Annotated in this window: 17 protein-coding genes; 7 read left to right on the forward strand and 10 right to left on the reverse strand. The window is 73.3% G+C overall.

The window, feature by feature from the left end:
* Nucleotides 1-57: 57 nt before the first annotated feature.
* The 3 genes from ACE1OA_RS11650 to ACE1OA_RS11660 all read left to right on the forward strand — a co-directional run bounded on the left by ACE1OA_RS11650 (nucleotide 58) and on the right by ACE1OA_RS11660 (nucleotide 5,989).
* A complete protein-coding gene (locus tag ACE1OA_RS11650) occupies nucleotides 58-795 on the forward strand; it encodes a response regulator transcription factor (RefSeq protein ID WP_147981198.1) in 738 nt (245 codons plus the stop codon).
* Entirely contained in the window at nucleotides 792-1,913 is a 1,122-nt protein-coding gene (locus tag ACE1OA_RS11655; protein ID WP_384875053.1) for a HAMP domain-containing sensor histidine kinase, read from the forward strand. The genes ACE1OA_RS11650 and ACE1OA_RS11655 overlap by 4 nt, the downstream gene beginning before the upstream one ends.
* Nucleotides 1,914-2,194: 281 nt before the next feature.
* Nucleotides 2,195-5,989: a multifunctional oxoglutarate decarboxylase/oxoglutarate dehydrogenase thiamine pyrophosphate-binding subunit/dihydrolipoyllysine-residue succinyltransferase subunit gene (locus ACE1OA_RS11660; RefSeq protein ID WP_356608242.1), complete on the forward strand. Its 3,795-nt coding sequence runs from the start codon at nucleotides 2,195-2,197 to the stop codon at nucleotides 5,987-5,989.
* Between the two features lie 73 nt (nucleotides 5,990-6,062).
* Here the strand turns inward: ACE1OA_RS11660 and fxsT are convergent, their stop codons facing one another.
* The 7 genes from fxsT to ACE1OA_RS11695 all read right to left on the reverse strand — a co-directional run bounded on the left by fxsT (nucleotide 6,063) and on the right by ACE1OA_RS11695 (nucleotide 17,705).
* Nucleotides 6,063-9,089 (reverse strand): FxSxx-COOH system tetratricopeptide repeat protein, encoded by a 3,027-nt coding sequence (gene fxsT, locus ACE1OA_RS11665; protein WP_356608240.1) that lies wholly within the window; start codon nucleotides 9,087-9,089, stop codon nucleotides 6,063-6,065.
* 47 nt (nucleotides 9,090-9,136) lie between these two features.
* Nucleotides 9,137-10,432 (reverse strand): HEXXH motif domain-containing protein, encoded by a 1,296-nt coding sequence (locus tag ACE1OA_RS11670; protein ID WP_432752749.1) that lies wholly within the window; start codon nucleotides 10,430-10,432, stop codon nucleotides 9,137-9,139.
* Nucleotides 10,433-10,507: 75 nt separating this feature from the next.
* Nucleotides 10,508-10,711: a hypothetical protein gene (locus ACE1OA_RS11675; protein WP_356608236.1), complete on the reverse strand. Its 204-nt coding sequence runs from the start codon at nucleotides 10,709-10,711 to the stop codon at nucleotides 10,508-10,510.
* A gap of 138 nt (nucleotides 10,712-10,849) precedes the next feature.
* On the reverse strand, nucleotides 10,850-13,915 hold the full coding sequence (locus ACE1OA_RS11680) for an SAV_2336 N-terminal domain-related protein (protein ID WP_432752750.1): 3,066 nt from the start codon (nucleotides 13,913-13,915) through the stop codon (nucleotides 10,850-10,852).
* Nucleotides 13,916-13,922: 7 nt separating this feature from the next.
* Nucleotides 13,923-14,933 (reverse strand): AAA family ATPase, encoded by a 1,011-nt coding sequence (locus ACE1OA_RS11685; RefSeq protein WP_356608232.1) that lies wholly within the window; start codon nucleotides 14,931-14,933, stop codon nucleotides 13,923-13,925.
* Nucleotides 14,934-15,204: 271 nt separating this feature from the next.
* Nucleotides 15,205-17,259, reverse strand: a complete 2,055-nt coding sequence (locus ACE1OA_RS11690; RefSeq protein WP_432752751.1) for a trypsin-like peptidase domain-containing protein — start codon at nucleotides 17,257-17,259, stop codon at nucleotides 15,205-15,207.
* Nucleotides 17,256-17,705 (reverse strand): CU044_2847 family protein, encoded by a 450-nt coding sequence (locus tag ACE1OA_RS11695; RefSeq protein ID WP_356778807.1) that lies wholly within the window; start codon nucleotides 17,703-17,705, stop codon nucleotides 17,256-17,258. The genes ACE1OA_RS11690 and ACE1OA_RS11695 overlap by 4 nt, the downstream gene beginning before the upstream one ends.
* Before the next feature lie 96 nt (nucleotides 17,706-17,801).
* Here ACE1OA_RS11695 and ACE1OA_RS11700 point away from each other — a divergent pair, with 96 nt between their 5' ends.
* Entirely contained in the window at nucleotides 17,802-17,984 is a 183-nt protein-coding gene (locus ACE1OA_RS11700) for a DUF6104 family protein (protein WP_037695221.1), read from the forward strand.
* 48 nt (nucleotides 17,985-18,032) lie between these two features.
* Here ACE1OA_RS11700 and ACE1OA_RS11705 read toward each other — a convergent pair whose 3' ends face one another.
* Entirely contained in the window at nucleotides 18,033-18,854 is an 822-nt protein-coding gene (locus ACE1OA_RS11705; RefSeq protein WP_384875071.1) for a hypothetical protein, read from the reverse strand.
* Nucleotides 18,855-19,004: 150 nt separating this feature from the next.
* Here ACE1OA_RS11705 and ACE1OA_RS11710 point away from each other — a divergent pair, with 150 nt between their 5' ends.
* Both ACE1OA_RS11710 and ACE1OA_RS11715 read left to right on the forward strand, forming a co-directional pair.
* Nucleotides 19,005-19,868, forward strand: a complete 864-nt coding sequence (locus ACE1OA_RS11710) for a DUF4097 family beta strand repeat-containing protein (RefSeq protein ID WP_356608223.1) — start codon at nucleotides 19,005-19,007, stop codon at nucleotides 19,866-19,868.
* Nucleotide 19,869: 1 nt separating this feature from the next.
* Nucleotides 19,870-20,751 (forward strand): PadR family transcriptional regulator, encoded by an 882-nt coding sequence (locus ACE1OA_RS11715; RefSeq protein WP_356608221.1) that lies wholly within the window; start codon nucleotides 19,870-19,872, stop codon nucleotides 20,749-20,751.
* 206 nt (nucleotides 20,752-20,957) lie between these two features.
* Here ACE1OA_RS11715 and ACE1OA_RS11720 read toward each other — a convergent pair whose 3' ends face one another.
* Nucleotides 20,958-21,923 (reverse strand): zinc-binding dehydrogenase, encoded by a 966-nt coding sequence (locus ACE1OA_RS11720; protein WP_356608219.1) that lies wholly within the window; start codon nucleotides 21,921-21,923, stop codon nucleotides 20,958-20,960.
* A 219-nt stretch (nucleotides 21,924-22,142) separates the two neighbouring features.
* A complete protein-coding gene (locus tag ACE1OA_RS11725; protein WP_147981185.1) occupies nucleotides 22,143-23,354 on the reverse strand; it encodes an NAD(P)-dependent malic enzyme in 1,212 nt (403 codons plus the stop codon).
* Between the two features lie 535 nt (nucleotides 23,355-23,889).
* Between ACE1OA_RS11725 and ACE1OA_RS11730 the strand changes: the two genes are divergently transcribed.
* Nucleotides 23,890-24,867 carry an ABC transporter substrate-binding protein gene (locus ACE1OA_RS11730; RefSeq protein WP_356608217.1) on the forward strand — a complete coding sequence of 326 codons (978 nt, stop codon included), beginning with the start codon at nucleotides 23,890-23,892 and terminating at the stop codon, nucleotides 24,865-24,867.
* The last annotated feature ends 12 nt before the right edge of the window (nucleotides 24,868-24,879 follow it).

The following is a 24,879-nucleotide window of genomic DNA, read 5'->3' on the forward strand; positions in this document are numbered from 1 at the left end:
GGGACGCTCCCGCTGCCTCTAGGCTGCTGGCCGACCATCAGCGAGCGAGGCGGGGCAATGGAGCAGACACACACCACTCAACACGGTGCGGCGGCCACTCCGGGCGCTCAGCGGCGGGTACTGGTCGTCGAGGACGACACGACGATCGTCGAAGCGATCTCCGCCCGGCTGCGGGCGGAGGGCTTCCTCGTGCAGACGGCGACCGACGGCCCGGCCGCGGTCGACGCGGCCGAGGCATGGCAGCCGGACCTGATGCTGCTCGACGTGATGCTGCCGGGCTTCGACGGCCTGGAGGTCTGCCGCCGGGTCCAGGCCCAGCGGCCGGTGCCGGTGCTGATGCTCACGGCGCGCGACGACGAGACGGACATGCTGGTCGGCCTCGGCGTCGGCGCCGACGACTACATGACGAAGCCGTTCTCCATGCGCGAGCTCGCGGCGCGGGTGCACGTGCTGCTGCGCCGGGTGGAGCGGGCCGCGCTGGCGGCCGTCACCCCGCGGAGCGGGATCCTGCGCCTGGGCGAGCTGGAGATCGACCACGCGCAGCGCCGGGTCCGGGTCCGGGGCGAGGACGTGCACCTGACCCCGACAGAGTTCGACCTGCTGGTCTGCCTGGCGAACACCCCGCGCGCGGTCCTCTCCCGCGAGCAGCTGCTCGCCGAGGTGTGGGACTGGGCGGACGCCTCCGGCACCCGGACCGTGGACAGCCACATCAAGGCGCTGCGCCGGAAGATCGGGGCCGAGCGCATCCGCACCGTGCACGGCGTCGGCTACGCGCTGGAGACCCCCGCGCCATGAGCCGGCGGGGGCCGCGCACCGGGCGCGGGGGCGCGGACGGGACCGAACGGTCCGGCGGCCGGCGGATCACGATCTCGATCATGACGAAGCTGGGCGCCCTGGTCGTCGGGGCCGTCCTGCTGACCACGGGTCTCGCGCTGGTGGCGATCCGGACCTCCACGGAGTTCCGCTACATCACGATCTTCGCGATGATCGCGACCCTGCTGATCACCCAGTTCGTGGCCCAGTCGCTGACGGCGCCGCTGGACGAGATGAACACGGTGGCGGGGTCGATCTCCCGCGGCGACTTCAGCCGGCGGGTGCGCGGCGCGGACCGCCGCGACGAGCTGGGCGACCTCGCCTCGACGATCAACCGCATGGCGGACGACCTGGAGGCCGTCGAGCGGCACCGCAAGGAGCTGGTCGCCAACGTCTCGCACGAGCTGCGCACCCCCATCGCCGCGCTCCGGGCGGTCCTGGAGAACGTCGTGGACGGGGTCTCCGAGGCCGACCCCGAGACCATGCGGACGGCCCTGAAGCAGACCGAGCGGCTCGGCAGGCTCGTGGAGACGCTGCTCGACCTGTCACGTCTCGACAACGGTGTCGTCTCGCTGAAAGTACGGCGCCTGGAGGTCTGGCCGTACCTGTCCGGGGTGCTCCGGGAGGCCAACCTGGCGGCGTCTCAGCGCGGCCTGTCCTCCAGCTCCGGCCTGCACAACCGCACGGACGTCCATCTGCACCTCGACGTGTCGCCGCCCGAGCTGACCGCGCACGCGGACGCGGAGCGGCTGCACCAGGTGGTGGCGAACCTGATCGACAACGCGGTGAAGCACTCGCCGCCGCACGGCCGGGTGACCGTGCACGCCCGGCGCGGGCCCTGGCCGGACTCCCTGGAGCTGGAGGTCGAGGACGAGGGTCCCGGCATCCCCGAGGCGCTGCGGCACACCGTCTTCGAGCGGTTCAACCGCGGATCGGCGGGGGGCCAGCCGGTCCCGGGCAGCGACGGCGGCACCGGGCTCGGCCTGGCGATCGCCCGCTGGGCGGTGGATCTGCACGGCGGAACCATCGGAGTGGCCGAATCGTCACGCGGCTGCCGCATCCAGATCACTCTTCCGGGCAGCGTTCCGGCGCGGGATTGACGTAGGGTTCGAACCGGAAGCACACGTTCTGCGTGTACCTGTACAGGACACGGCCAGGACGTGATCAGGGATGCGGGCCGAACGGGGCCGCAGCCGCCACCTCGCGTACCCGCGAGAGGGCAGAACCACGCTTGTTTCCCGCCAATCCATGCCCCGAAACACCCCGTCAAGTGTGACTTGCGCGACGTTGGAGTGCCCGGCCTGCACCTCTCGGCCAGGGAGGCGTAGCCTTTATTTCCGCTGTCCATCACCTTGTGAAGCGGAAGAGGGCGGTTACCGCCGTGTCGTCTCAGTCCCCCAGTAACTCGAGCATCTCCACCGACCAAGACGGGCGGGGTCAGAACCCCGCGACCGCCTTCGGCGCCAATGAGTGGCTCGTCGACGAGATCTACCAGCAGTACCTCCAGGACCCGAATTCGGTCGATCGTGCCTGGTGGGACTTCTTCGCCGACTACAAGCCCGGCTCCTCGGACACTCCCGCCGCCGCGGGGGCGGCCGGAGCCGCGCCGACCCCCACGACCACTCCGAGCGCGCCCGCCGCTCCGCAGGCGGGCACCGCACAGGCCGCGCCTGCCGCGGCCCCCGCGCAGCCCGCCGCCGCTCCGGCGCCGGTGAAGGCCGCCCCGGCCCCGGCGCCCGCCGCCAAGGCCGCCGCGCCTGCCGCGCCCGCCGCCAAGGCCCAGGCCGCCCCGGCCACCGAGGCGCCCGCCGGTCCCGAGCTGATCACGCTGCGCGGCCCCGCCGCCGCCGTCGCGAAGAACATGAACGCCTCGCTGGAAGTGCCGACGGCCACGTCCGTCCGCGCCGTCCCGGTGAAGCTGCTCTTCGACAACCGCATCGTGATCAACAACCACCTGAAGCGCGCCCGGGGCGGGAAGATCTCCTTCACGCACCTGATCGGCTACGCGATGGTGCAGGCGATCAAGGCCATGCCCTCGATGAACCACTCCTTCGCGGAGAAGGACGGCAAGCCGACCCTGGTCAAGCCGGAGCACGTGAACTTCGGCCTCGCGATCGACCTGGTGAAGCCGAACGGCGACCGCCAGCTCGTCGTGGCGGGCATCAAGAAGGCCGAGACCCTGAACTTCTTCGAGTTCTGGCAGGCCTACGAGGACATCGTCAAGCGCGCCCGCGTGGGCAAGCTCACGATGGAGGACTTCACCGGCGTCACGGTCTCGCTGACCAACCCCGGCGGCCTCGGCACCGTCCACTCCGTGCCGCGTCTGATGCCCGGACAGTCCGTGATCATGGGCGTCGGCTCGATGGACTACCCGGCCGAGTTCCAGGGCACCTCCCAGGACACCCTGAACAAGCTGGGCATCTCGAAGGTCATGACCCTGACCTCGACGTACGACCACCGCGTCATCCAGGGCGCCGCCTCCGGCGAGTTCCTGCGCATCGTCGCGAACCTCCTCCTCGGCGAGGACGGCTTCTACGACGAGATCTTCAAGGCCCTGCGCATCCCCTACGAGCCGGTCCGCTGGCTCAAGGACATCGACGCCTCGCACGACGACGACGTCACCAAGGCCGCCCGCGTCTTCGAGCTGATCCACTCCTACCGGGTCCGCGGCCACGTCATGGCCGACACCGACCCGCTGGAGTACCGCCAGCGCAAGCACCCCGACCTGGACATCACCGAGCACGGCCTCACCCTGTGGGACCTGGAGCGCGAGTTCGCCGTCGGCGGCTTCGCCGGCAAGTCGATGATGAAGCTGCGCGACATCCTCGGCGTCCTGCGCGACTCGTACTGCCGCACCACCGGCGTCGAGTTCATGCACATCCAGGACCCGAAGCAGCGCAAGTGGATCCAGGACCGCGTCGAGCGCTCGCACTCCAAGCCGGAGCGCGAGGAGCAGCTGCGGATCCTGCGCCGCCTGAACGCGGCCGAGGCCTTCGAGACCTTCCTGCAGACCAAGTACGTCGGCCAGAAGCGCTTCTCGCTGGAGGGCGGCGAGTCCGTCATCCCGCTGCTCGACGCGGTCATCGACTCCGCCGCCGAGTCCCGCCTGGACGAGGTCGTCATCGGCATGGCCCACCGCGGCCGCCTGAACGTCCTCGCCAACATCGTCGGCAAGTCGTACGCGCAGATCTTCCGCGAGTTCGAGGGCAACCTCGACCCGAAGTCGATGCACGGCTCCGGCGACGTCAAGTACCACCTGGGCGCCTCGGGCACCTTCACCGGCCTGGACGGCGAGCAGATCAAGGTCTCGCTCACCGCCAACCCCTCGCACCTGGAGGCGGTCGACCCGGTCCTGGAGGGTGTCGTCCGCGCCAAGCAGGACGTCATCAACAAGGGCGGCACGGACTTCACCGTCCTGCCCGTCGCCCTGCACGGTGACGCGGCCTTCGCCGGCCAGGGTGTCGTCGCCGAGACGCTGAACATGTCGCAGCTGCGCGGCTACCGCACCGGCGGCACGGTCCACATCGTCATCAACAACCAGGTCGGCTTCACCGCCGCCCCGGAGTCCTCGCGTTCCTCGATGTACGCGACCGACGTGGCCCGCATGATCGAGGCGCCGATCTTCCACGTGAACGGCGACGACCCGGAGGCCGTGGTCCGCGTCGCGCGGCTCGCCTTCGAGTTCCGCCAGACGTTCAACAAGGACGTCGTGATCGACCTCATCTGCTACCGCCGCCGCGGTCACAACGAGGGCGACAACCCGCAGTTCACCAACCCGCAGATGTACAACCTGATCGACAAGAAGCGTTCGGTGCGCAAGCTGTACACCGAGTCGCTCATCGGTCGCGGCGACATCACCCTCGAAGAGGCGGAGCAGGCGCTCCAGGACTTCCAGGGCCAGCTGGAGAAGGTCTTCGCGGAGGTCCGCGAGGCCACCTCCGCCCCCGCCCCGGCGCACGTCCCGGACCCGCAGCCCGAGTTCCCGGTCGCGGTGACCACCGCGGTCTCCCAGGAGGTCGTGAAGCGGATCGCCGAGTCGCAGGTCAACATCCCGGAGCGGATCACGGTCCACCCGCGCCTGATGCCGCAGATGCAGCGTCGCGCGGCCTCCATCGACGACGGCACCATCGACTGGGGCTTCGGCGAGACGCTCGCCATCGGCTCCCTGCTGATGGAGGGCACCCCCGTCCGGCTGTCCGGCCAGGACTCGCGCCGCGGCACCTTCGGCCAGCGCCACGCGGTCCTGGTGGACCAGGAGACCGGCGAGGACTACACCCCGCTGCTCTACCTCGCCGAGGACCAGGCCCACTACAACGTCTACGACTCGCTGCTCAGCGAGTACGCGGCGATGGGCTTCGAGTACGGCTACTCGCTGGCCCGCCCGGACTCCCTCGTGGTCTGGGAGGCCCAGTTCGGTGACTTCGTCAACGGCGCGCAGACCGTCGTGGACGAGTTCATCTCCTCGGCCGAGCAGAAGTGGGGCCAGACCTCCGGCGTCACGCTGCTCCTGCCGCACGGCTACGAAGGCCAGGGCCCGGACCACTCGTCCGCCCGCCCGGAGCGCTTCCTGCAGATGTGCGCCCAGGACAACATGACGGTCGCCATGCCGACGCTGCCGTCGAACTACTTCCACCTCCTGCGCTGGCAGGTGCACAACCCGCACCACAAGCCGCTCATCGTCTTCACCCCGAAGTCGATGCTGCGCCTGAAGGCCGCGGCCTCGAAGGTGGAGGAGTTCACCACCGGCGGCTTCCGTCCGGTGATCGGCGACGACACGGTGAACGCGGCCGACGTCCGCAAGGTCGTCTTCTGCTCCGGCAAGGTCTACTACGACCTGGAGGCCGAGCGTCAGAAGCGCGGTGTCACGGACACGGCGATCATCCGGCTGGAGCGCCTGTACCCGCTGCCGGGTGCCGAGCTCCAGGCCGAGATCGCCAAGTACCCGAACGCCGAGAAGTACCTGTGGGCGCAGGAGGAGCCGGCGAACCAGGGTGCCTGGCCGTTCATCGCCCTCAACCTGATCGACCACCTGGACCTGGCGGTCGGCGCCGACATCCCGCACGGCGAGCGCCTGCGCCGGATCTCGCGTCCGCACTCCTCGTCCCCGGCGGTCGGTTCGGCCAAGCGTCACCAGGCCGAGCAGCAGCAGCTGGTCAACGAGGTCTTCGAGGCCTGATCGGCGGCATCCGCACGAACGGAGGCCCGGCACCCCGCGAGGGGTGCCGGGCCTCCGGCGTACCGCGGTGACCTCAGCCGAGGTTGGCCTCGAAGTCCCAGTAGGGACGGTTGCGCTGGCGGGCCGAGAGCGTGTGCGGGTGCTGCGCGCCCAGGGTCCGGGTCAGGGTGAGGAGCGCGTCCTCCTCGATCTTGCCCGCCTCCTCGACCTCGCGCAGGCCGCGGAGGTCGGTGGCGAGCGCGACCTGGCAGGAGAGGGTCAGGGGGTGCTCGTTCCCCAGGGCGTGCCGGGCCCGCCGGAGGGTGTCCCGGCTGAGTTCGGCGGCGTCGGACACCCGCCCGTTGAAGTTCCGGGCGGCGGTGGCGTTGAGGGCGCAGCCCAGGACCCAGGGGTGGTCCGGTCCCAGGGAGGCGGTCAGTCCGGCGAGCGCGCCCTCCAGCATGGCCATGGCGTCGGCGCGTTCGCCGGAGGCCTGCATGACGAGGGCGACGTTGGCGAGCACGCCGGCGGCGACGGGGTGGGCCGGGCCGAGGAGCGCGCGGTAGCCCGCCTCGGCCTCGGCGCTCAGCTCGCGCGCGTGGGCGAGGTCGCCGTGCTCCCGTGAGTAGTTGGCGTAGTTGTTGATGGCGGACAGGGTCACGTAGTGACCGCGGCCGTGCACCTGCTCCAGCTGTTCGAGCAGGCTCGCCATGGTGGCGCCGAGGTCCTGCTGGAAGCCGCCCTCGCGGCGGCGGCACAGGGCCAGCTGCGAGCGGGCGTAGAGGGTCTGGAGGTGCTGGGTGCCGAGGACCTGGACGTGGACCCGGACGTTGGCCTCCTGGCGGGCCAGGGCCTCGCGGTAGTGGCCGAGGAGGCGGAGGTCCTGGGCGACGGCGTTGCTGGAGTTGAGGCTGTGGGCGTGGCGGGCGCGCAGCAGGCTCTCGCTGCGGGCCAGCGACTCGACGTCGGTGTCGTACGCCTCCTGGTAGCGGCCGAGCATCCGCAGCACGACGCCCAGGTTGTGGCGGGCGACGAGGGTGAGGAACTCGGTGTCGCCGAGGAGTCGTTGCGACTCGGTGAGGCACTCGCGCTGGATGCGTTCCGACTCCCGGTACTGCCCGAGGAAGCGCAGGTCGCTGGCGATGTTGACGGCGGAGCGCAGAGAGCCCAGCGCGTCGCGGTCGGTGGCCGCGTCGAGCTTTTCCCGCAGTGCCAGGTCGAGTTCGTAGGCGCTCCGGAAGCGTCCGAAGGAGCGCAGGATGTTGCCCTCCTGCGTGGTGAGGTCCAGCATGGGCGGGTCGAGCGGGTCCATGAAGGTGGACCAGCTCTCCCTGATCTTCTCGGCGAGGCGGACGCCGGCCCGGAACTCCGCGCTGCGGAAGCAGTAGTGCAGACAGTTGAGCACGGCGGTCTGGACGCGTGGGTTCCGGCTGCTGAGCGCCCCGGAGGGTTCCAGGTGGGGCAGGAGTTCGGCGTACCGGGGCCACTGCCGGCTGTCCATGGGGTTGCCGGGGTCGGCCTCGGCGAGCAGGGCGCGGACGGCTTGGCGGTGGGAGTCGCGGTGCTCGCCGTCGGTGAGCCGGGCCACGATGTCGTGGACGAGCCGGTGCATGTGCACGGACTCCTGGTGCGGTCCCATGTCGACGCTGTTGGCGGGGCCGCGGGACTCCCGGGTGAGCACCGAGTAGTTGACCAGGGTGTCCAGGGCCCGCGTCCAGGCCGGCAGGTCGGCGGCCATCCACCGCAGGTCCTCGGGCAGTTCGGCCTGCGGGTACGCCCGGACGATGCCGAGCGGGATCCGGCCGGGGGCGAAGGAGGCGCACAGGCTGAGGACGTCGATGGCCTGCGGCTGGGAGCGTCGGAGCCGGTTGATCAGTATCGACCAGGAGGTGAGGGAGGCGTTGGGGAAGCCGTCACCGGCCGAGGGCTCGTCCACGGTGGACAGGCGTCCGTCGCGGACCATGCGCAGGTACTCGGGCACCTCCATGCCGGACTCGCCGAGCCAGGAGGCGGCCTGGACCAGCGGCAGCGGGACGTCGCCGAACTCCGCGGCGACCTCGTCCGCCTGGGGCGCGGTGATGTGCGGGGCCCGGCGCATCAGGTAGCCGGTGGACTCGGCGCGGTCGAAGCTGGGGACCTCGACGACGTCGGTGTAGTCGCCCCAGCCGCGGTTGCGGGAGGTGATCAGCACGTGTCCGGGGCCGTGCGGCAGCATCACCTGGGCGCCGTCGGTGTCGTCCCAGCCGTCGAAGATGACGAGCCAGCGGGAGTGCGGGTCGCCCCGGCGCAGTGCCTCGCGGACGGCCCGGATGCGTTCGCCGGGCTCGTTGCCGCTGGGCAGGCGCAGTTCGGCGGCGAGTTCGCCGAACCGGTCGCGCTGGACGTTGCGGTCGTCGGAGTTGACCCACCAGATCACGTCGTAGTCGGGGCTGAAGCGGTGCGCGTACTCGGCGGCGATCTGGGTCTTGCCGATGCCGGACATGCCGAGCAGGGTGCAGGCAGCGTTGCCGCGTTCGGCGTCCATGAGCCGTTCCTGGAGGACGGTCAGGAGGTCGTCGCGGCCGGTGAAGCGGGGGTTGCGGCGGGGGACCTCGCCCCAGACGTCGGGCGGGGTGTCGGGGTAGCGGAGCAGCGCGCCGGGGGGCAGCCGGCGTGCCGCCGAGCGGCGGGGTTCGATGCCGAGCCGGCTGAACAGCCGTGCTTCGGCCTCCTCCTCGCCGACGCCCCAGAGGCTGACCGGTTCGAGGACGGCGGTGGCCGGGAGCAGCGGCCGGTTGGTGAGGTTGACCGCCGCGAAGCGGTCGGCGTGGGCGGCGACGAAGCCGCGCAGCACGTCGTTCCACTCGCCGGCCGGGCGCGGTCCCAGTTCGAAGAACCAGTCGTTGAGGACGAGGAGCACCTGGCCGCGGGCGAGCAGCAGGTCGTCGAGCGAGTCCTCCAGGGCCACCTCGCGCGGCGGGTCCCAGCGCTGGAGCGTGGCGCGTACGCCCTGCGCTTCGAGCCGCTGGTTGATCCAGGCCGCCCACGGCCGGTGGTAGCCGGGAAAGACCACGAGGACGTGGTCGGGTGCCGCCCTGCCGCCGTGTTCCACCGCTCCCCCGCCCGACCGCTGTTCCGCCATCTGTCACGTCTCCCGTCCCACTCGCGCGCAACGCAGTGTAATACAGGCTATACGCAGTGTGACCACGCCCGGTGAGGGGGCCGCCCGCCGAGGCTCGCGTGGTGCCCGGCCATGCCGACCGCGAACTCCCGCCCCTCCATGGTCAGTTCATCGGATTGAACCAGGATCGCCAGTGCTTCGCCCACCTGATCGTGGATGTCGTCGAACTGCTGCCCGGCATACCGGCGCCAGGACCCGGGGGCCTGCGGGGAGGCGGCGGCGCGCCGCCACAGGTCGGCCAGGGCCAGGTGCGCGTAGGCGCCCTGGAACACCCCGGCGACCGGCCGCGGGTCGGGGCGCCAGCCGACCCGGTGCAGGGCGGTCCGCCCGGACGCGTACAGCGGGAAGAGTTCGTGCAGGGTGGCGAGCTTGCTGTGGTGGATCTCGTGCACGAGCGTCTCGGCCAGGTCCGGCGCCCCGGCCGCCGGGGACGTGAGGACCGCGCCGGGGGCGGCGCTCATGGTGGCGCCGACGGACCGCGGGCCGGTCGGTTCGAGCGGCACGAGGGCGCGGACGCCCCGGCTGATCTCGGCCGCCCGGTCCGCGTCGACGCGCGCCAGCAGGTCCTGGGCCGCCCGCCAGTGCGCCGCCCAGCCGGACCGGTCCGTCGCGGCGTGGTCGGTCGCGGTACGGACCGGGTCGCCGAAACCGCCGGGCGGCACCCGGTAGGGGTCCAGGTCGTCGAGCCGGGCGGTGGAGCCCGGCAGTACGGGCAGCCCGGCCCAGTCGGGGCCCCGGCCGACGAGGGTGCCGCCGCCGCGGTCGGTGAGCAGCAGGACGGTGGGGGCGGCGTACGGGGCGCTCTCGTCGTACAGCCGGACGACCCGGGAACGGGCCCGGATCCGGACGGGACCCGGGCCGCGCAGCCGCAGGCGCCCCACACCCGGCAGCGAGAGCAGGCCGTCGGGCGCCTCGACGGCCAGGTCGAGCGGGCGGCCCGCCCGCAGCGCGGCGGTGACGGCCAGGCTCTCCAGCCGGCCGAGGTGGCGGTCGAGGGACGGGCCCGTCCGCCCGGTGAGCGCGACGGCCAGCCACAGCCCGGTCGTCGGGTAGTCCAGGACGTCCCGGACGACCCCGGGACAGCGCCGCTCGACCTGTTCGAGCAACCGCCAGGAGGTCTCGAAGCGGCTAAACACGCCGGGGTCGACGGCGTCGCGCTCGCTGCGGGCCCGGACCAGCAGGGCCTTGAGGAGCACCAGGCGCCGGGTGTGCAGGGCGGAGCGCAGCAGGGCTGCCCCGGCCGGCGCGGGCCGGGTGCTGGCCAGAGCGGTGAGCGCCGCGGCGGACGGCGGCACGGAGCTCATCCCCGCCTCCTCACGGCGGCCGGCGGCCGTCGCCGAGATCTGACCGGAAACCGCCGGTCGGTACGGGGCCGCCGGTCAGTGGTGGGTGCCCCCCGCCCCCTCGGCCCAGAACTCGACGAGGTCGCCGCACCGGAGCAGCACGAGCTCGACGGCGGCTTCGAGATCCGGATCCTCCGTGCGGCGCAAGGTCCGCAGGTCGACGGCCGTGAGATCGGGAAGGTGCGGAGATCCACCGGCGTCCCGGTCGACACCGGTCGCCCACTCCGTGTGCTGCAACACCCTCGGCTCCTCCTCACCGACCCTTGTCCCCCACGGTCGTAGCGGCGCAGCGGTTCTTCCCGACGCCAGGAAGTCAGAAACCCGTTCGACTCAACTGCGCCCATTCACGCCCCCGTTATCCGGCCGTTCCCCTGCCGCCTATCCGGTGGTCCCGCTCCAGGTCCACCACGGCGGCGTGATCCGGCGACGGGCGTCGCCGGAGAGCTGTGCCTGGTAAGTCCCCTGCTGTGCCGTCACCTCCGCGAGCTGTGTCCGGGTCCGCTCCACGTCGTTCCAGTCCACCTCCACCAGCGCGGACACCAGCCGCTGCCACTGGTCGGCTGCGGCCCGCAACACGGCCCCCGCCCGCGCCGTCCGGCCCATGAGCCGCAGGACCGCACCCTGGGCGTGCAGCGCGCGGGCCCCGGTGACCGAGCCCGGGGTGTCGCCGTGGGCGGACCGGGAGTCCTCCCAGGAGCGCTGGTACGCCGTGAGCGCGTCGCCGAGCACGCCGTCCCGCGCCACTTCGCTCAACTCCATTCTCACCCGCCCCAGTTGCAGCCACACCTCGGCGCGCAGCGCGGGGTCGCGGACCGTGCGCACGGCCTGTTCCAGGAGATGGCGGCTCTCGTAGAGATCGGGCAGGAAGCCCGCCCGGTGGAAGCGCAGGGCCAGCACGCTGCCGATCAGGACCAGGGCCCGCGCCCGCTCGGGCGCGTCGGCGGGCAGGCCGGTGAGCGCCTCGCGCAGCACGCCCTCGGCCCGGTCGACGGCCGGCGTGCCGCCGTCCGCCGCGGCCCGCCGCAGCAGCGACTCGCCCCAGGCCATCAGGAGCCGGCCGCGCTGCGCGCTGTCCGCGGGGGCCAGCAGCGCGGCCGCCTCGTACGCCGCGTCGGTGGCCGGCCCGTCGCCGGCGGTGTCGTGGAGCCGGGCCCGGGCCGTGGTCCACCGCAGCCGCAGCGCGACCCTTTCGTCGAGCAGCGATCCGGCCCGGTCCAGCACGGGGGCGATCGCGTCCGGCTCGCGTCCGGCGAGGCCCATGGCGTCGGCCAGGTCGAGCAGCGCGGGGCCGGTCTCCCGCAACGCGAGGGCCGCGGTCAGCGCGGCGACCGCGCCGGGTCCGTCGCCGCGCGCCAGCTGCAGCCGGCCGCGGCGCAGATGCAGGGTGTGGTGGTGGCTCTCGGGCCAGTCGCGCGGGTCCCCGGCGAGCGCCGCGAGCGCGGCGTCCAGGTGCGCGGTGTCACCGGTGTCGCGCCACAGGGCGTGCCGGACGACGGCGAGTTCGAGCCGGGCCTGCGCCCCTTCCTCCTCGTCGGTTCCGGCCAGCCCCGCAGCTCCCTCCAGCACGGTCACGGCCCGCCGCAGCAGTGCGTCACGCCGCTCGGTGCCGCGTACCGCGGCGGTCCCGGCCTCCGCGTACAGCACCCGCCCGAGCACGATCCGGGCGGGGACGTCGTCCTCCGCGAGGGCCGCCTCGGCGCGCTCGCGGGCGGCGGCCAGCAGCGAGGGGTCGGACTGGCTGCGCCACTGGTCGAGCAGCCGGCGGGCCTCCGCCAGCGGCTCGGGGGTGACCAGGTCGGGATGGTAGAAGCGGAGGACCCGCGCGGGGATGCGCGCGAAGAGCTCCGGCTCGGGGCCCACCGGCCCCGTCGGCTCGTCCGTCTCCTCCGTCGGCGCGGCCGTGTCCTCGTCGGCGGCCTGCCCGGCCAGCCGGGCGGCGGCCAGGGCCGGGAAGTTCCGCATGCCCTGGCCGAAGTTGCGCTCGACGTATTCCGAGCAGTGCTTGAGGACGAGGGCGGCGGCGCTGCGGTCCAGGGATCCGAGCAGCTGCTGCTGCACACCCGGCGGGTAGCTGTAGCAGGGGTACGGAGTGGGCCCGGGCAGCTGCCGCAGCAGGCCGCTCAGCAGGACCTCCGCAAGTTCCATGGGGCCGGTGTCGGGGAGCATCGCACGCTGGACGAGCTGCATGACGGGAAGGGTCAGGGGGGCGGCGGCGAGATGGACGGCGAGCCGCAGGGCGCCCGGTGAGGCGCCGGCGCGGAAGACGCGCAGCAGGTCGTCCTCGCGGGGGGCGCGGGCGGGGGTGTCCACGGCGACGACGTTCCCCGTCCGGACGGCGTCGGGACCGATCCGGGCGGCCCAGCCCCGTACGGCTCCGGTGCCCTGGCCGCCGAACAGCCGCGCCCAGGAGGCGAACGCCTCGGGGGTCGGCGTGAGGACGGGCACCGCGCGGGTGTCCTCCGCGACGGGCTCCCAGGGCTCCTCGTCGGGCTGGAAGAGGGTGTGGCCGCCGGGACCCGAAGGGCGTAACAGGGTGCCGGGTTCCACGGTCAGGGCGGTACGCGGCCACAGCCGCGGAGGCAGCGGCTGGACGAGGGCGAGCGGCGAGCTGCGGGGCCACTGGTGGATGAGCCGCTGCGCCGCGCCGCGCCGCCAGAGCGGGCCGACGCAGTCGCTGACGATCAGGGTGAGGCGGCGGCCGGTGGGGTCGTGGAGCTGGTCGCCGGGGCGCAGGCGGGGCCGTCCGTCGGGTCCGGAGGTCGTGGTGACGCGCGGCGGCCCCTCGCCCGTGTCGTACAGCCGGTGCACCTGGACGTCCCGGAAGGCGCCGGACTGCTGGCAGGCCTGGCGCAGTTCCTCGACCATCCGGGTCCAGACGACCATGGCGGGGCCGGTGTCCATGAGGAGCTGGATGTCGGGGCGGCGGCCGGCGGCGGGGCGCAGGACGGGCGTGAGGATGCCGGCGGCGGCGCTGCGCTCGGCGGTCGCCTCCTCGTCGAGGACGCCCTCGCCGGGCCGCACGGGGAACAGCGCGTAGTGCCGGAGCGGGCGGAGCGCCTTCTGCAGCCCGAGGAGGCCGGGCAGGGCGTTGGCGCCGGGTGCGCGGACGGGCAGGGCGGCGCGTCCGCCCGTTCCGCCGCCGGTGGGGCGTGCGCCGCCGCGGGGCATGTGGAGACCGACGGTGTCGGGGCCCGGCCCGGCGAGCCGGGGGGCGGACTCGCCGTCCCGGTCCGGTCCCTCCAGGTCGGGGACGGCCGGTTCTCGTCCCTCCCCCGGTGGTTCGGGCACGGCGGGGTCCACCGGCGGACCCGTGGCCGGGTCCGGCGCGGCGGCGCCCGGCAGCCACTGGGCGAGCCAGACGGCGTCGGCCAGCTCCTCGGCGGTGGGGTGCTGGCCGCCGACCCGGAGTCTGCGCGTGAGTTCTTCCAGATGCATCCGGTGCATCCGGCCATCACCTCGGCTGATCGAGCGGCTGCATGAGCATGTCCGCGATGCGTTCCCTGGTCACCCGCTCGGCGCGGGGGGCGTGCTGGGTCAGGTAGATGGCGTTGAGGAGCTGGTCGGTGGCGATGACCTCGCCGGGCTCGCGGTTCAGGAAGCGGCTGACGAGGGTCTGTTCGCCGGCCGCGGCGTCGGCGCCGAGGTGCGCCTCGATCATGGCGCGGAGCTGCTCCTCGCCCGGCGGCTCCAGTTCGAGCCGGATGCAGCGGCGCAACAGGGCGGCGGGGAAGTCGCGTTCGCCATTGGAGGTGAGCACGATGAAGGGGAAGGTGGAACACCGGATCCGGCCGCCCTGCACCGGGACCTTGCGGCCGTCGTCGGTGAGCACCTCGACCACCGGTTCGCGGTCGGCGAGGCGCTCCAGCTCCGGGATCGCGAACTCGCCCTCCTCCAGGGCGTTCAGCAGGTCGTTGGGCAGGTCGAGGTCGCTCTTGTCGAGCTCGTCGATGAGCAGCACCCGCGGCTGGTCGGAGGGGAGCAGCGCGGTGCCGAGCGGACCGAGGCGGATGTACGAGCCGATGCCGGCGGGGGCGGCGGCGGTCGAGCCGGGGGCGCCGGTCTGGGCGCGCTCCAGCTGGACGTCCTGGAGGCGGCCGATGGCGTCGTAGCGGTAGAGCCCGTCCTGGAGGGTGGAGCGGCTGACGATCGGCCAGCGCAGGACGCGGCCCAGGCCCAGTTCGTGGGCGACGGCGTGGGCGAGGGTGGACTTCCCGGTTCCGGGGTTGCCGGTGACGAGCAGCGGGCGGCGCAGGTAGAGGGCGGCGTTGACGGCGTCGGTCTCGGCGGGGCGGGGGTGGTGGTTCTGGACGAGCCGGCGGCGCACCCCGAGCCGCCGGTCGGAGCCGGCCAGGGTGTCATCGGCGCCGCCGGTCGAGAAGTCGCGCCAGGGGGGTGGCGGAGGCAGCCGTCTGATCTCGTCGTGCGGGTGGCCGGCACCACGGTAGATGCGCCAATCGTTCACGATGGACTCCTCCTGGCTGTGGTGGGGTGGCCCGCCCTGTCGACCGTACGTCCCGGGCGGGTCGCGCGGCCCTCGAATCGGTCCGGTCGTCCGGGAGTTCGGCGGTTTCGTGCCGTCGGTGCGAGGCGTGGTGCGGCTGCGGAGACGGGGGCGTGCGGCCCGGGAGGGACGGCGGCCGGCCACCGGTTCGTGGCGCGCGGGGGCGTGGCGCCCGGTCCGGGTGCCGGCCGTGCCGCGGGTGCGTGGAGGGTCCGCCGCGTGGTCCGTCCGGTCAAGGGGCGGCCTCCTCGCCGAGCATGTCGGGACCCTGGAGCGGTGGGGCGTGCGGTGGGCGGTCGGGCGGGTCGACGAGGACGGCCAGGTGCTCGGCCCAGGCGTCGGCGGACCGCTCCCCGGGGTCGGCCTCCTCGTCGCCGGCCCTGATCCGCAGGGTGCGGACCGGCCGGTGCAGCCCGTCGGCGCGCCCGGCCGCGGCGAGCAGCAGGCCCGCCTGTTCGTGGAAGTCGGCGCAGTCGCCGTCCGGGTGCGGTCCGGTCCGCCAGAGGGCGAGCGGGTGGCCGGCGGCGAGCGCCGCGGCCATGGCCCGTTTGCCCTCGCCGACGCCGACCCGGCCGCAGAAGACCGGCACGGCCCCCTCGTCGGCGTCGAGGAGCCGGGCGAACGCCTGCCGCGGGGTCTCCCGGCGCACGTGCGGGGCGTGCGCCTCGGCCCCGGCGGCCGGCACCTCGGCGCGCAGCGGGATCGCCCGCAGGGGGCCGTGCTCGGCGGCCCGCCAGCGCTTGAGCCACTCGTGCGACGGGGGTGCGGTCCGGCGGCCGGCGTGGCGGACGACGACCGTCCGCTGCTGGCCCAGGGTGAGCGCGTACGCGCCGAGGAGTCCGTCGTCGGGCGTGAGCCGCCATCCGTCGATGGCCAGGTCGAACAGGTCGAGCGGCAGCACCGCCTCGACGGCCGCCAGGTGCTCGCCGCTGTCGCCGTGGCTCAGCGCGTCGGCGAGCGGCCCGCGCAGGGTCTCCTCCAGCCTCTCGCGCTCCACGCCGTGGTCGTCGTGGTGCAGGGGGCTGACCGTGCGCCCGTCGAAGAGGAGCTTGATGCGCCACGGGAAGCGCGTGCCGTAGTGCGGGGTGTCGATCTCCACCAGGACGTCGGCGCGGGCCCCGGTCTCCCGTACGGCGACGGGGGCGGCCGCGGGCTGGTCGGGGGTGAGCAGCTGGGCGATCTCCTGCTGGATGGCGGGGTGCGCCTCGACGGCCTCGTTCTCGATCCAGCGGACCAGGCTCTCCACGGCGGGGCTGTCGCCGTGCAGGTCGGTGACGTGCCGGGCGACCAGCGTGGCGTAGAGGAAGACCGCGTTGAGGCCGAGGTCCTGGATCGCCTCCTGCACCGGGTCGCGCAGTTCGTGGAGGAGTCCGACGCCTTCCCGCCAGGTGCGCGGGTCGGCTTCGAGGACGGACTGGAAGTCGTCGTGCAGGACCCGTCGTTTGACCTCGTCGACGAGGTGCATGACCTCGCCCGGCCCGGCGGGGGGCGGCAGTTCGGCGAGCCGCCCGTACAGGTGGACGCGGCGGCCCGGTCCGACGCCCTGGGTGGTGGGCGGCCGGAGCCGGATCTGCGCCCGGGTCCAGTCCGGGTGCCCGGCGAGCGAGCGGTAGCGGCCGAGGTGGTGGCGGTCGTGGTCGCGCATGACCTCGTGGAGGATCGCGCCGCCGGGCGCGTCGTGCAGCTCGCGCAGCGCGGTGATCGGGACGGCGGCGCCCTCGTCGGAGCCGCGGCCCTTGTTGAGGCCGATGACGGCGCCGCGCGCGAGGTCGACCACCGGCCCGCCGGACAGGCCCTCGACGGGCAGGGTCCAGCGCAGCAGGAGCGCCCCGCCGTCGACGGCGTGCGCCTCGCCGACGGCCTGGCGGATGCCGACCCGGCCGGTCTGCCGGGACCAGCCGTGCAGGCTGACCGGGACCGGCCGGGTGATGACGGGCGGCCGTTCGCTGAGCCGTACGCAGGAGACGTCGGTGGCCTCGGGGACGCGGACGAGCGCCAGGTCGGGGAAGTCCCAGTGGCCGAGCTCCTGTTCGGGCCGCTCGGGGCGCGGCTTCGCCAGCACCACCTCGCCGGTGGCCGCCCTGCCCTGCCAGGTGAGGCCCACGGCCCGCTCGTGTCTCCACACCGCGCTCCCCCCCTTGGCCACGACGTGGGCGCAGGTCAGCACCCAGCCCGGGGCGATGAAGAATCCCGTGCCCCAGTACCGGTCGCCGTGCGGGTCATACCCGTCTCCGGGCGCGGCGATGCGCACGAGCGCGGGGCGCACGAGCGCGTCGAGGGCGCTCATACCGATCCGTCGGCCGCCGGACGGTGGGGCGGGACGGTGTCGGGCGCCGGGCCGGGCGCGACCTGGGCCGGGATCGTCGCGCCGGCCGCGGCCGGGCCGGCGCCCGCGGGGGCGACGGGACCCGGCTCGGTCCAGGTCAGCGAGACCGAGACGGATGCCTTGCCGCCGCCGTCCGCGAGGACGCCGATCACCTTGCCCGCCTGCGCGGACAGTTCGATGCCGAAGCTGACGGACACCTCGACCGGTGCCTGCGGGTCGAGTCCGGCCCGCAGCGAGCCGACGACCCCGCGCACCACGTCGGTGAGTCCGCCGGCCATCGAGACGACCCGGTCCCCGATGCCGGTGTCCTGGAAGCCGCCGCCGCGGCCCAGCTCCTCCGCGTCGCGGACGCGGGCCCAGACGGGTGTGCCGTCGTCCAGTCGTATCCGAGCGATCCCGTACGTCACAGCGGCCCCCCGCTCCCCGAAACGATGATGAAGCAGGCTAGTCCCTGCCCGGGGCGAGCGCGAGGGGACGCGGAGGCCACGGCCTATCCTGATCGCATGTACTTCACGGACCGTGGCATCGAGGAACTGGAGAAGCGGCGCGGCGAGGAGGAGGTCTCCTTCGAGTGGCTCGCCGAGCAGCTGCGGACGTTCGTCGACCTCAATCCCGACTTCGAGGTGCCGGTGGAGCGACTCGCCACCTGGCTCGCCCGGCTGGACGACGAGGACGAGGACGAGTAGCACCGCGGAGACGGGCGGGGTGTCCGCCTCGCCGCCGGCGGGAGCCGGTCAGAGTCTGCCCGGCCGCAGCCGGTCGTACGCGAGCCCCAGCGCTCCGCGTGCGACCAGGATCGCGCCCGCGGTCACCCAGCCGCCGCTGTGGCGGCGGATCCCCCAGGCGAGCATCGGCGCCCCCGCGCCGAGCTGGAGCGCGGACAGCATCCGGGCCCTGGGCCCGCGCAGGAACGGGCCGACCCGGCTGCCCTCCACGGCGTCGAGCTCGGCCCGTACGGCGTCGCGCCAGCCGGACCATTCGAGCTGTTCGGCGCCCTGGGCCAGGGCCACCGAGCGAAGCCGGTCGGCACTGTCCCCCGGAACCACTCCGGTCGGCAGGTCGAGGCCGATCCGGGCGAGGACCGCGACGAGGCCGACGAGCCGGGCGTGGGCGTCGGTGTCGCGGTCGGTCTCGGTCAGGGGTTCCAGGGCCTGCACGTCCAGCACGGGGTCGAGGGCGAGACGGGCCGCGAAGGTGCGCATGGCCTCGTCCTCGCCGACCGGGGTGCCGTCCGCGAGCCAGGTGTAGCCGACGGTGCGGCGGAACCCGGCGGCCAGGGTGAAGCCCGCCCGGTCCGCGTCCCACCAGAGCGCGAGGACGGGCCAGGTCGCGGCCGAGACGGCCAGCGCGGTGGCCCAGCCGGTGACGACGCGGTCGACGGGTTCGCCGCCGTGCAGCCAGGGCTTCCCCTCCGGGACGAGGACGCTCCAGTCCTCCCCCGCCGGAACGAGGAGGAGCTCCTCGCGCAGCAGCTGTGCCGGCGGGCGGACCGCCGCCGGCTCGGCGCGGCAGAGCAGCAGCGCGCCGACGGGGCTGGATCCGGAGGTCGCGTTCATGGGCCATACGCTAGGCCAATTTGTCCGCATAGGTGCGTGAATGCGGCCGGCGCGCGCCCTCCCGGCGGGGGTTGACTTCCCCGCACCGCGATATATCGTCTTTACCGGGAGACGCGATATGTTGCGTCGTCGAAACGGGAGGTCAGCACGATGACAGAGTGGTCCGTGGCCGAGCCGAGGAAACTCACGCTGACCGATCCCGTCGCGCGGCTCCGGGTGCGCATCGTCAACGGCACGGTGAACGTCGTGGGCACCGACGAGGGTTCCGCCCGCCTGGAGATCTCCTCCATCGAGGGCCCGCCGCTGATCGTGACCCAGGAGGGGTCGACCCTGACCGTCAGCTACGAGGACCTGCACTGGAAGGGCTTCCTCAAGTGGTTCGACCGCAAGGGTCACCGCCGCGCGGCCGTCGTGTCGGTGGCCGTCCCGGCGGGGACGGACGTCGAGGTGGGCGTGGTCGGCGCCGGCGCGGTGATCTCCGGCATCAGGGGACGCACGGACGTCCGCGGCGTCACGGGTGACACCACGCTCGTCGGGCTCTCCGGCCCGGTCCGCGTGGAGAGCGTCGCCGGCGACCTGGAGGCCCAGTCCGTCACCGGCGCCCTGCGGGTCAACTCCGTGACCGGCGACGTGACGGTGATCGAGGGCGCCGGCGGCTCGGTGAAGGCCGACACCGTCAGCGGGGACATGGTCATCGACCTCGACGCCGCGGACCCGGAGGCACCGCCCGCCGACATCAGGCTCACCAGCGTCTCCGGCGAGGTCGCCATCCGCCTGCCGCACCCGACGGACGCCCGGGTCGAGGCGAACACGACCAGCGGCTCCGTCTCCAACGCCTTCGACGACCTGCGGGTCGGCGGACAGTGGGGGGCCAAGAGCATCACCGGCACGCTCGGCGAGGGCCGCGGCACGCTCAAGGCGACCACGGTCTCCGGATCGATCGCCCTGCTGCGCCGCCCCGAACCCGCCGACGACGCCGACACCGCCCCCTCCGCATCCGGAAAGGTGCTCTGACATGCCGCCCGTCTTCGCCCACGGCCGCCTGCGCCTCTACCTGCTCAAGCTCCTCGACGAGGCCCCGCGCCACGGCTACGAGGTGATCAGGCTCCTGGAGGAGCGCTTCCAGGGGCTCTACGCGCCGTCGGCGGGCACCGTCTACCCGCGGCTGGCCAAGCTGGAGGCCGAGGGACTGGTCACGCACGCCACCGAGGGCGGGCGCAAGGTCTACTCGATCACCGACGCGGGTCGCGCGGAGCTGGCCGGGCGCGAGGGCGAACTGGCCGACCTGGAGCTGGAGATCCGCGATTCGGTCTCCGAGCTGGCGGCGGAGATCCGCGACGACGTGCGCGGGGCCGCGGGCAAGCTGCGCAGCGAGATGCGCGCGGCCGCGAGCGAGAGCCGGACCCGGGACTCCTCCTTCACCGACGTCAAGGAGGAGCTGCGCCGCGCGAAGCAGGAATGGCGGGAGCAGACCCGCCAGGCACGCGCGGAGGCCCAGTCGGCCCGCCGCGAGGCGCGCGAGTTCCAGCGGATCGCCAAGCAGGTCCAGGAGCAGGTCCAGGACCACTTCACGCGCGGCGACTGGCCCACGGGCGTCCGCGAGGGCCTGTCCGAACTCAGCGCACAGCTCGGCGGCCTGATGGGCGGGGGCGCCGCGTCCCGGCCCCCGTTCGCGAAGCAGGACCCGGCCGCCGCGCCGGAACCAGAGTGGGCGAAGGACACGGCCTCCACCGGGGACCCGGCGCGCGACCTGGACCGCCTCCTGGACCGGTTCCGCGACGACATCCGGGACGCGGCGCGCGACCACGGCGTCACGGCGGCCCAGCTGTCGGAGACCCGCCGCCGGCTGTCCACCGCGGCGGCGCACATCACCGCCCTGCTGCGCCCGGCCGGCTGACCCGGCGGCGGCGCCCGGCCGACCGCACCGGCCGCACCGACCGCCACCGGCTCGACCGCCGGTGGCCCCCGACGCCGTCCGTGCCGGGGCTGCCACTCCGGCACGGACGGGCGGGCTCGGCCCCGCGTGACGAGGACCGCCACGCGGGCGCCCGGGGCCGCCGGCTGCGTGGGGCAGGAGATCCCCTCAGCGGATCCGACGCGCCCTCAGGAGGACGTCAGGACGATCTTCCCGAAGACGTCCCCGGAGGCCAGCTTCTCGAAGCCCTCGCGGGCCCGGTCCAGCGGCAGCACCTCGTCGATGACCGGCCGCAGGCCCGTGGCGGCGCAGAAGGAGAGCAGGTCCTCCAGCTCGTCCTTGGAGCCCATGGTCGAGCCGACGACCTTCAGCTCCAGGAAGAAGATCCGGGTCAGCTCGGCGTGCGCGGGGCGGTCGCCGCTGGTCGCGCCCGAGATGACGAGCGTGCCGCCGGGGCGCAGGGACTTGACCGAGTGCGACCAGGTGGCGGCGCCGACGGTCTCGATGACCGCGTCCACCCGGTGCGGGAGCCGCGCGCCCGGCTCGTACGCCTCCAGCGCGCCGAGCTCGACGGCCCGCTTGCGCTTGGCCTCGTCGCGGCTGGTGGCGAAGACCCGCAGGCCGGCGGCCTTGCCGAGGGCGATCGCGGCGGTGGCGACGCCGCCGCCCGCGCCCTGGACGAGGATCGAGTCACCGGGCCGCACACCGGCGTTGGTGAAGATCATGCGGTAGGCGGTGAGCCAGGCCGTGGGGAGGCAGGCGGCCTCCTCGAAGGACAGCTCGGCGGGCTTGGGGAGCACGTTCCAGGTGGGCACGGTGACGCGCTCGGCGAAGGTGCCCTGGTAGCGCTCGGTCAGGATGGAGCGGGGCTCGTCCGGTCCCACGCCGTGGCCGGTCTGTCCGATCACGGAGTGCAGGACCACCTCGTTGCCGTGCTCGTCGATGCCCGCGGCGTCACAGCCGAGGATCATCGGCAGCCTCTCCTCGGGCAGGCCGACCCCGCGCAGCGACCAGAGGTCGTGGTGGTTCAGCGAGGCGGCCTTGACGGTGACGGTGGTCCAGCCGGGACGCACCTCGGGCTCGGGGCGCTCGCCGAGTTCGAGGCCGTTCAGGGGCTGGTCGCGGTCGATTCGGGCGGCATAGGCAGCGAACATGGCCCCGACCCTAGGGGGCGGCGCTTGCGTGGCGGAACCACGCACCCGTGTGACGCATGTCCCTCCACCGCCCGCCCCGCGGCGCCGCATCACGGTGCCTGCCGAGGCCCCGGCCTCGGCCGCCACCCACCCGCCCCCCGGCCACGCGGAAGGGCCCCGCTCCGGTTCTGGTGAACCGGGGCGGGGCCCTTCCGGGTGAAACGGTGTGCGCCGGCCGCGTCAGCGGCGGGCGACGCCCTCCGCGCGCGCGGCGGCGGCGACCGCGGCCGCGACGGCCGGGGCGACGCGCTCGTCGAACGGCGACGGGATCACGCAGTCGGCGGAGAGCTCGTCCGCGACCACGCCCGCGATCGCGTCGGCCGCGGCGATCTTCATGCCCTCGGTGATCCGGGAGGCCCGGACCTGGAGGGCGCCCGCGAAGATGCCGGGGAACGCGAGGACGTTGTTGATCTGGTTCGGGTAGTCCGAACGGCCGGTCGCCACGACGGCCGCGTACTTGTGCGCGACGTCGGGGTGGACCTCGGGGTTCGGGTTGGCCATGGCGAAGACGAAGGCGTTCGGCGCCATCGAGGCGACCGCGGCCTCCGGGACCGTACCGCCGGAGACGCCGATGAAGACGTCCGCGCCGGCCAGGGCGACCTCCAGCGAACCGCTGAGGCCCGCCTTGTTCGTGATCTCGGCCAGCTCCCGCTTGACCGGGGTGAGGTCGTCGCGGTCCCGGCTCACGATGCCCTTGCGGTCGGCGACGGCCACGTCGCCGAGCCCGGCCTCCAGGAGGAACTTCGCGATGGCGACCCCGGCCGCGCCGGCGCCGGAGATGACTCCGCGCAGGTCGCCGAGGGTGCGACCGGTCAGCTTCGCCGCGTTGCGCAGAGCGGCGAGGGTAACCACGGCCGTGCCGTGCTGGTCGTCGTGGAAGACCGGGATGTCGAGGCGCTCCTGGAGCTTGCGCTCGATCTCGAAGCACCGCGGCGCCGAGATGTCCTCCAGGTTGACGCCGCCGAAGGACGGCGCGAGCCGCACGACGGTGTCGACGATCTCGTCGGTGTCGGTGGTGGCGAGCGCGATCGGCACCGCGTCCACGCCTCCGAACTGCTTGAAGAGGATGGCCTTCCCCTCCATGACCGGAAGAGAGGCTTCCGGTCCGATGTCCCCGAGTCCGAGCACGGCCGTCCCGTCGGTCACGACCGCGACGACCTGGGACTTCCAGGTGTAGTCGTGGACCAGCTCGGGCTGCTCGGCGATCGCGGTGCACACCTTGGCGACGCCGGGCGTGTACGCGAGGGACAGGTCGTCCTTGTCACGCAGGGGCACGGTGGCCGAAATGGCCATCTTGCCGCCGCGATGGAGCGCGAACGCCGGGTCGAAGGGCTCCTCGGGAGCCCCGTCCGTACCGTTCTCGCTGCGAGGATTGACGATCTCCGCTGCCATTGGGTTGACCCCTTAAGTCTTCATCGTTTGAGGGTTGCCACTCCGGGTTAAGGAGGGGTGGGCGGAACCCGCGGCCGCCGTGTTGGGCAGCCGCGCGGGCGCGCCGCACAACGCGCCCTGAGCCCCGGATGAGGGGTGTAAGGATCCTTCTTACCGGACGAACAGCACCGCCGACGAGTCCATTCTGGCGCGGTGATGCGACTCATATGGACGCAGGGGCACCCTGTGCAGACACGGCGCGTCACCGGATTTCCGGACAAGTTCACCCGTACACCGGATCGGGTCGTTCGTGTCGTCCGAATGGCGAGACCTGCCGGAGAATTTCCGGCCGAACCGAGGTATCCCTGAAGAAGGTCCGGCCCCGCAGGACCGGGTCGCCGGGATCCGGGGGTCACCCGTTACCCGATTTTGACATGAAGGGCCGTCTGTTTGAGGGGGTCCGAATGGCAAGATGCCGTAATCACACGAGGTCGCGACACTCGAAGGTGCGTGCGCGACCTATGGCAACTCCCTCACACGCCGGAGGAACTCGACCATGACCGCACGCTCCACGCGCTGTACGACTGCCGCCAAGACCCGCACCTCCCGTCTTGCCGCGGTCGCCGCCATCGCGGTCGCCGGCTCGATGCTGCTGACCGCCTGCGGCGACCAGACCGAGGGCGGCTCGACGCCCGAAGGCGGTACGAAGACCGGCGCGGCCTCCACGGCCCCGCTCTTCTCGAAGCTCCCCGAGGACATCCAGAAGGCCGGCGTCATCAAGGTCGGCACGGACGCCACCTACGCCCCCATGGAGTTCAAGCAGGGTGCGACGATCGTCGGTGTCGACCCCGACATCGCCGCGGCGCTCTCCAAGCAGCTCGGCGTGAAGTTCCAGTTCGAGAGCGGCACCTTCGACACGCTGCTGACGGCCCTGCCGACCGGCCGCACCGACATCGTCATGTCCTCGATGACGGACACGAAGGCCCGCCAGGAGGGCCTGGACGACAAGGGCCAGAAGACCGGCACGGGCGTCGACTTCGTCGACTACTTCACGGCCTCCACCGGCATCCTGGTGAAGAAGGGCAACCCCGAGAACATCAAGTCGCTCGACGACCTGTGCGGCAAGAAGCTCGCGGTCCAGCGCGGCACGACGTACGAGCAGGCCGCCAAGGACCAGGCCGAGAAGTGCAAGAAGGACGGCAAGCCCGCCCTCACCTTCGAGTCCTTCCCGACCGACGCCGAGGCCCAGACCCGCGTCAAGGCGGGCGGCGCCGTCGCCGACCTGAACGACTCCCCGGTCGCCGCGTACATCGCGCAGACCGCGGGTGGCGGCAACGACTTCGAGGCCATCGCGAACAAGACCGACGCCGGCCTCTTCGGCATCGCCGTCGACAAGAAGAACACCCAGCTCCGTGACGCGCTGAAGGAAGCCCTGGACGCCGCCATCAAGGACGGCTCCTACAAGACCGCCCTCGAGAAGTGGAACGCCGGTGACGGCGCCATCCCCGCGGCCAAGATCAACGGCGGCTCCTGACTTCCCCGCACC

It is taken from the genome of Streptomyces sp. JL2001 (assembly GCF_050917515.1).
GTDB lineage: Bacteria > Actinomycetota > Actinomycetes > Streptomycetales > Streptomycetaceae > Streptomyces.

What these genes read in the sequence shown, in the direction of transcription:
- ACE1OA_RS11715 (WP_356608221.1), top strand. Translation starts at nt 19,870, where the DNA reads ATGCCGCCCGTCTTCGCCCACGGCCGCCTGCGCCTCTACCTGCTCAAG.
- ACE1OA_RS11700 (WP_037695221.1), top strand. Translation starts at nt 17,802, where the DNA reads ATGTACTTCACGGACCGTGGCATCGAGGAACTGGAGAAGCGGCGCGGC.
- ACE1OA_RS11705 (WP_384875071.1), bottom strand. Translation starts at nt 18,854, where the DNA reads ATGAACGCGACCTCCGGATCCAGCCCCGTCGGCGCGCTGCTGCTCTGC.
- ACE1OA_RS11670 (WP_432752749.1), bottom strand. Translation starts at nt 10,432, where the DNA reads ATGAGCTCCGTGCCGCCGTCCGCCGCGGCGCTCACCGCTCTGGCCAGC.
- ACE1OA_RS11720 (WP_356608219.1), bottom strand. Translation starts at nt 21,923, where the DNA reads ATGTTCGCTGCCTATGCCGCCCGAATCGACCGCGACCAGCCCCTGAAC.
- ACE1OA_RS11690 (WP_432752751.1), bottom strand. Translation starts at nt 17,259, where the DNA reads ATGAGCGCCCTCGACGCGCTCGTGCGCCCCGCGCTCGTGCGCATCGCC.
- ACE1OA_RS11725 (WP_147981185.1), bottom strand. Translation starts at nt 23,354, where the DNA reads ATGGCAGCGGAGATCGTCAATCCTCGCAGCGAGAACGGTACGGACGGG.
- ACE1OA_RS11680 (WP_432752750.1), bottom strand. Translation starts at nt 13,915, where the DNA reads ATGCACCGGATGCATCTGGAAGAACTCACGCGCAGACTCCGGGTCGGC.
- ACE1OA_RS11730 (WP_356608217.1), top strand. Translation starts at nt 23,890, where the DNA reads ATGACCGCACGCTCCACGCGCTGTACGACTGCCGCCAAGACCCGCACC.
- ACE1OA_RS11710 (WP_356608223.1), top strand. Translation starts at nt 19,005, where the DNA reads ATGACAGAGTGGTCCGTGGCCGAGCCGAGGAAACTCACGCTGACCGAT.
- ACE1OA_RS11650 (WP_147981198.1), top strand. Translation starts at nt 58, where the DNA reads ATGGAGCAGACACACACCACTCAACACGGTGCGGCGGCCACTCCGGGC.
- ACE1OA_RS11655 (WP_384875053.1), top strand. Translation starts at nt 792, where the DNA reads ATGAGCCGGCGGGGGCCGCGCACCGGGCGCGGGGGCGCGGACGGGACC.
- fxsT (WP_356608240.1), bottom strand. Translation starts at nt 9,089, where the DNA reads ATGGCGGAACAGCGGTCGGGCGGGGGAGCGGTGGAACACGGCGGCAGG.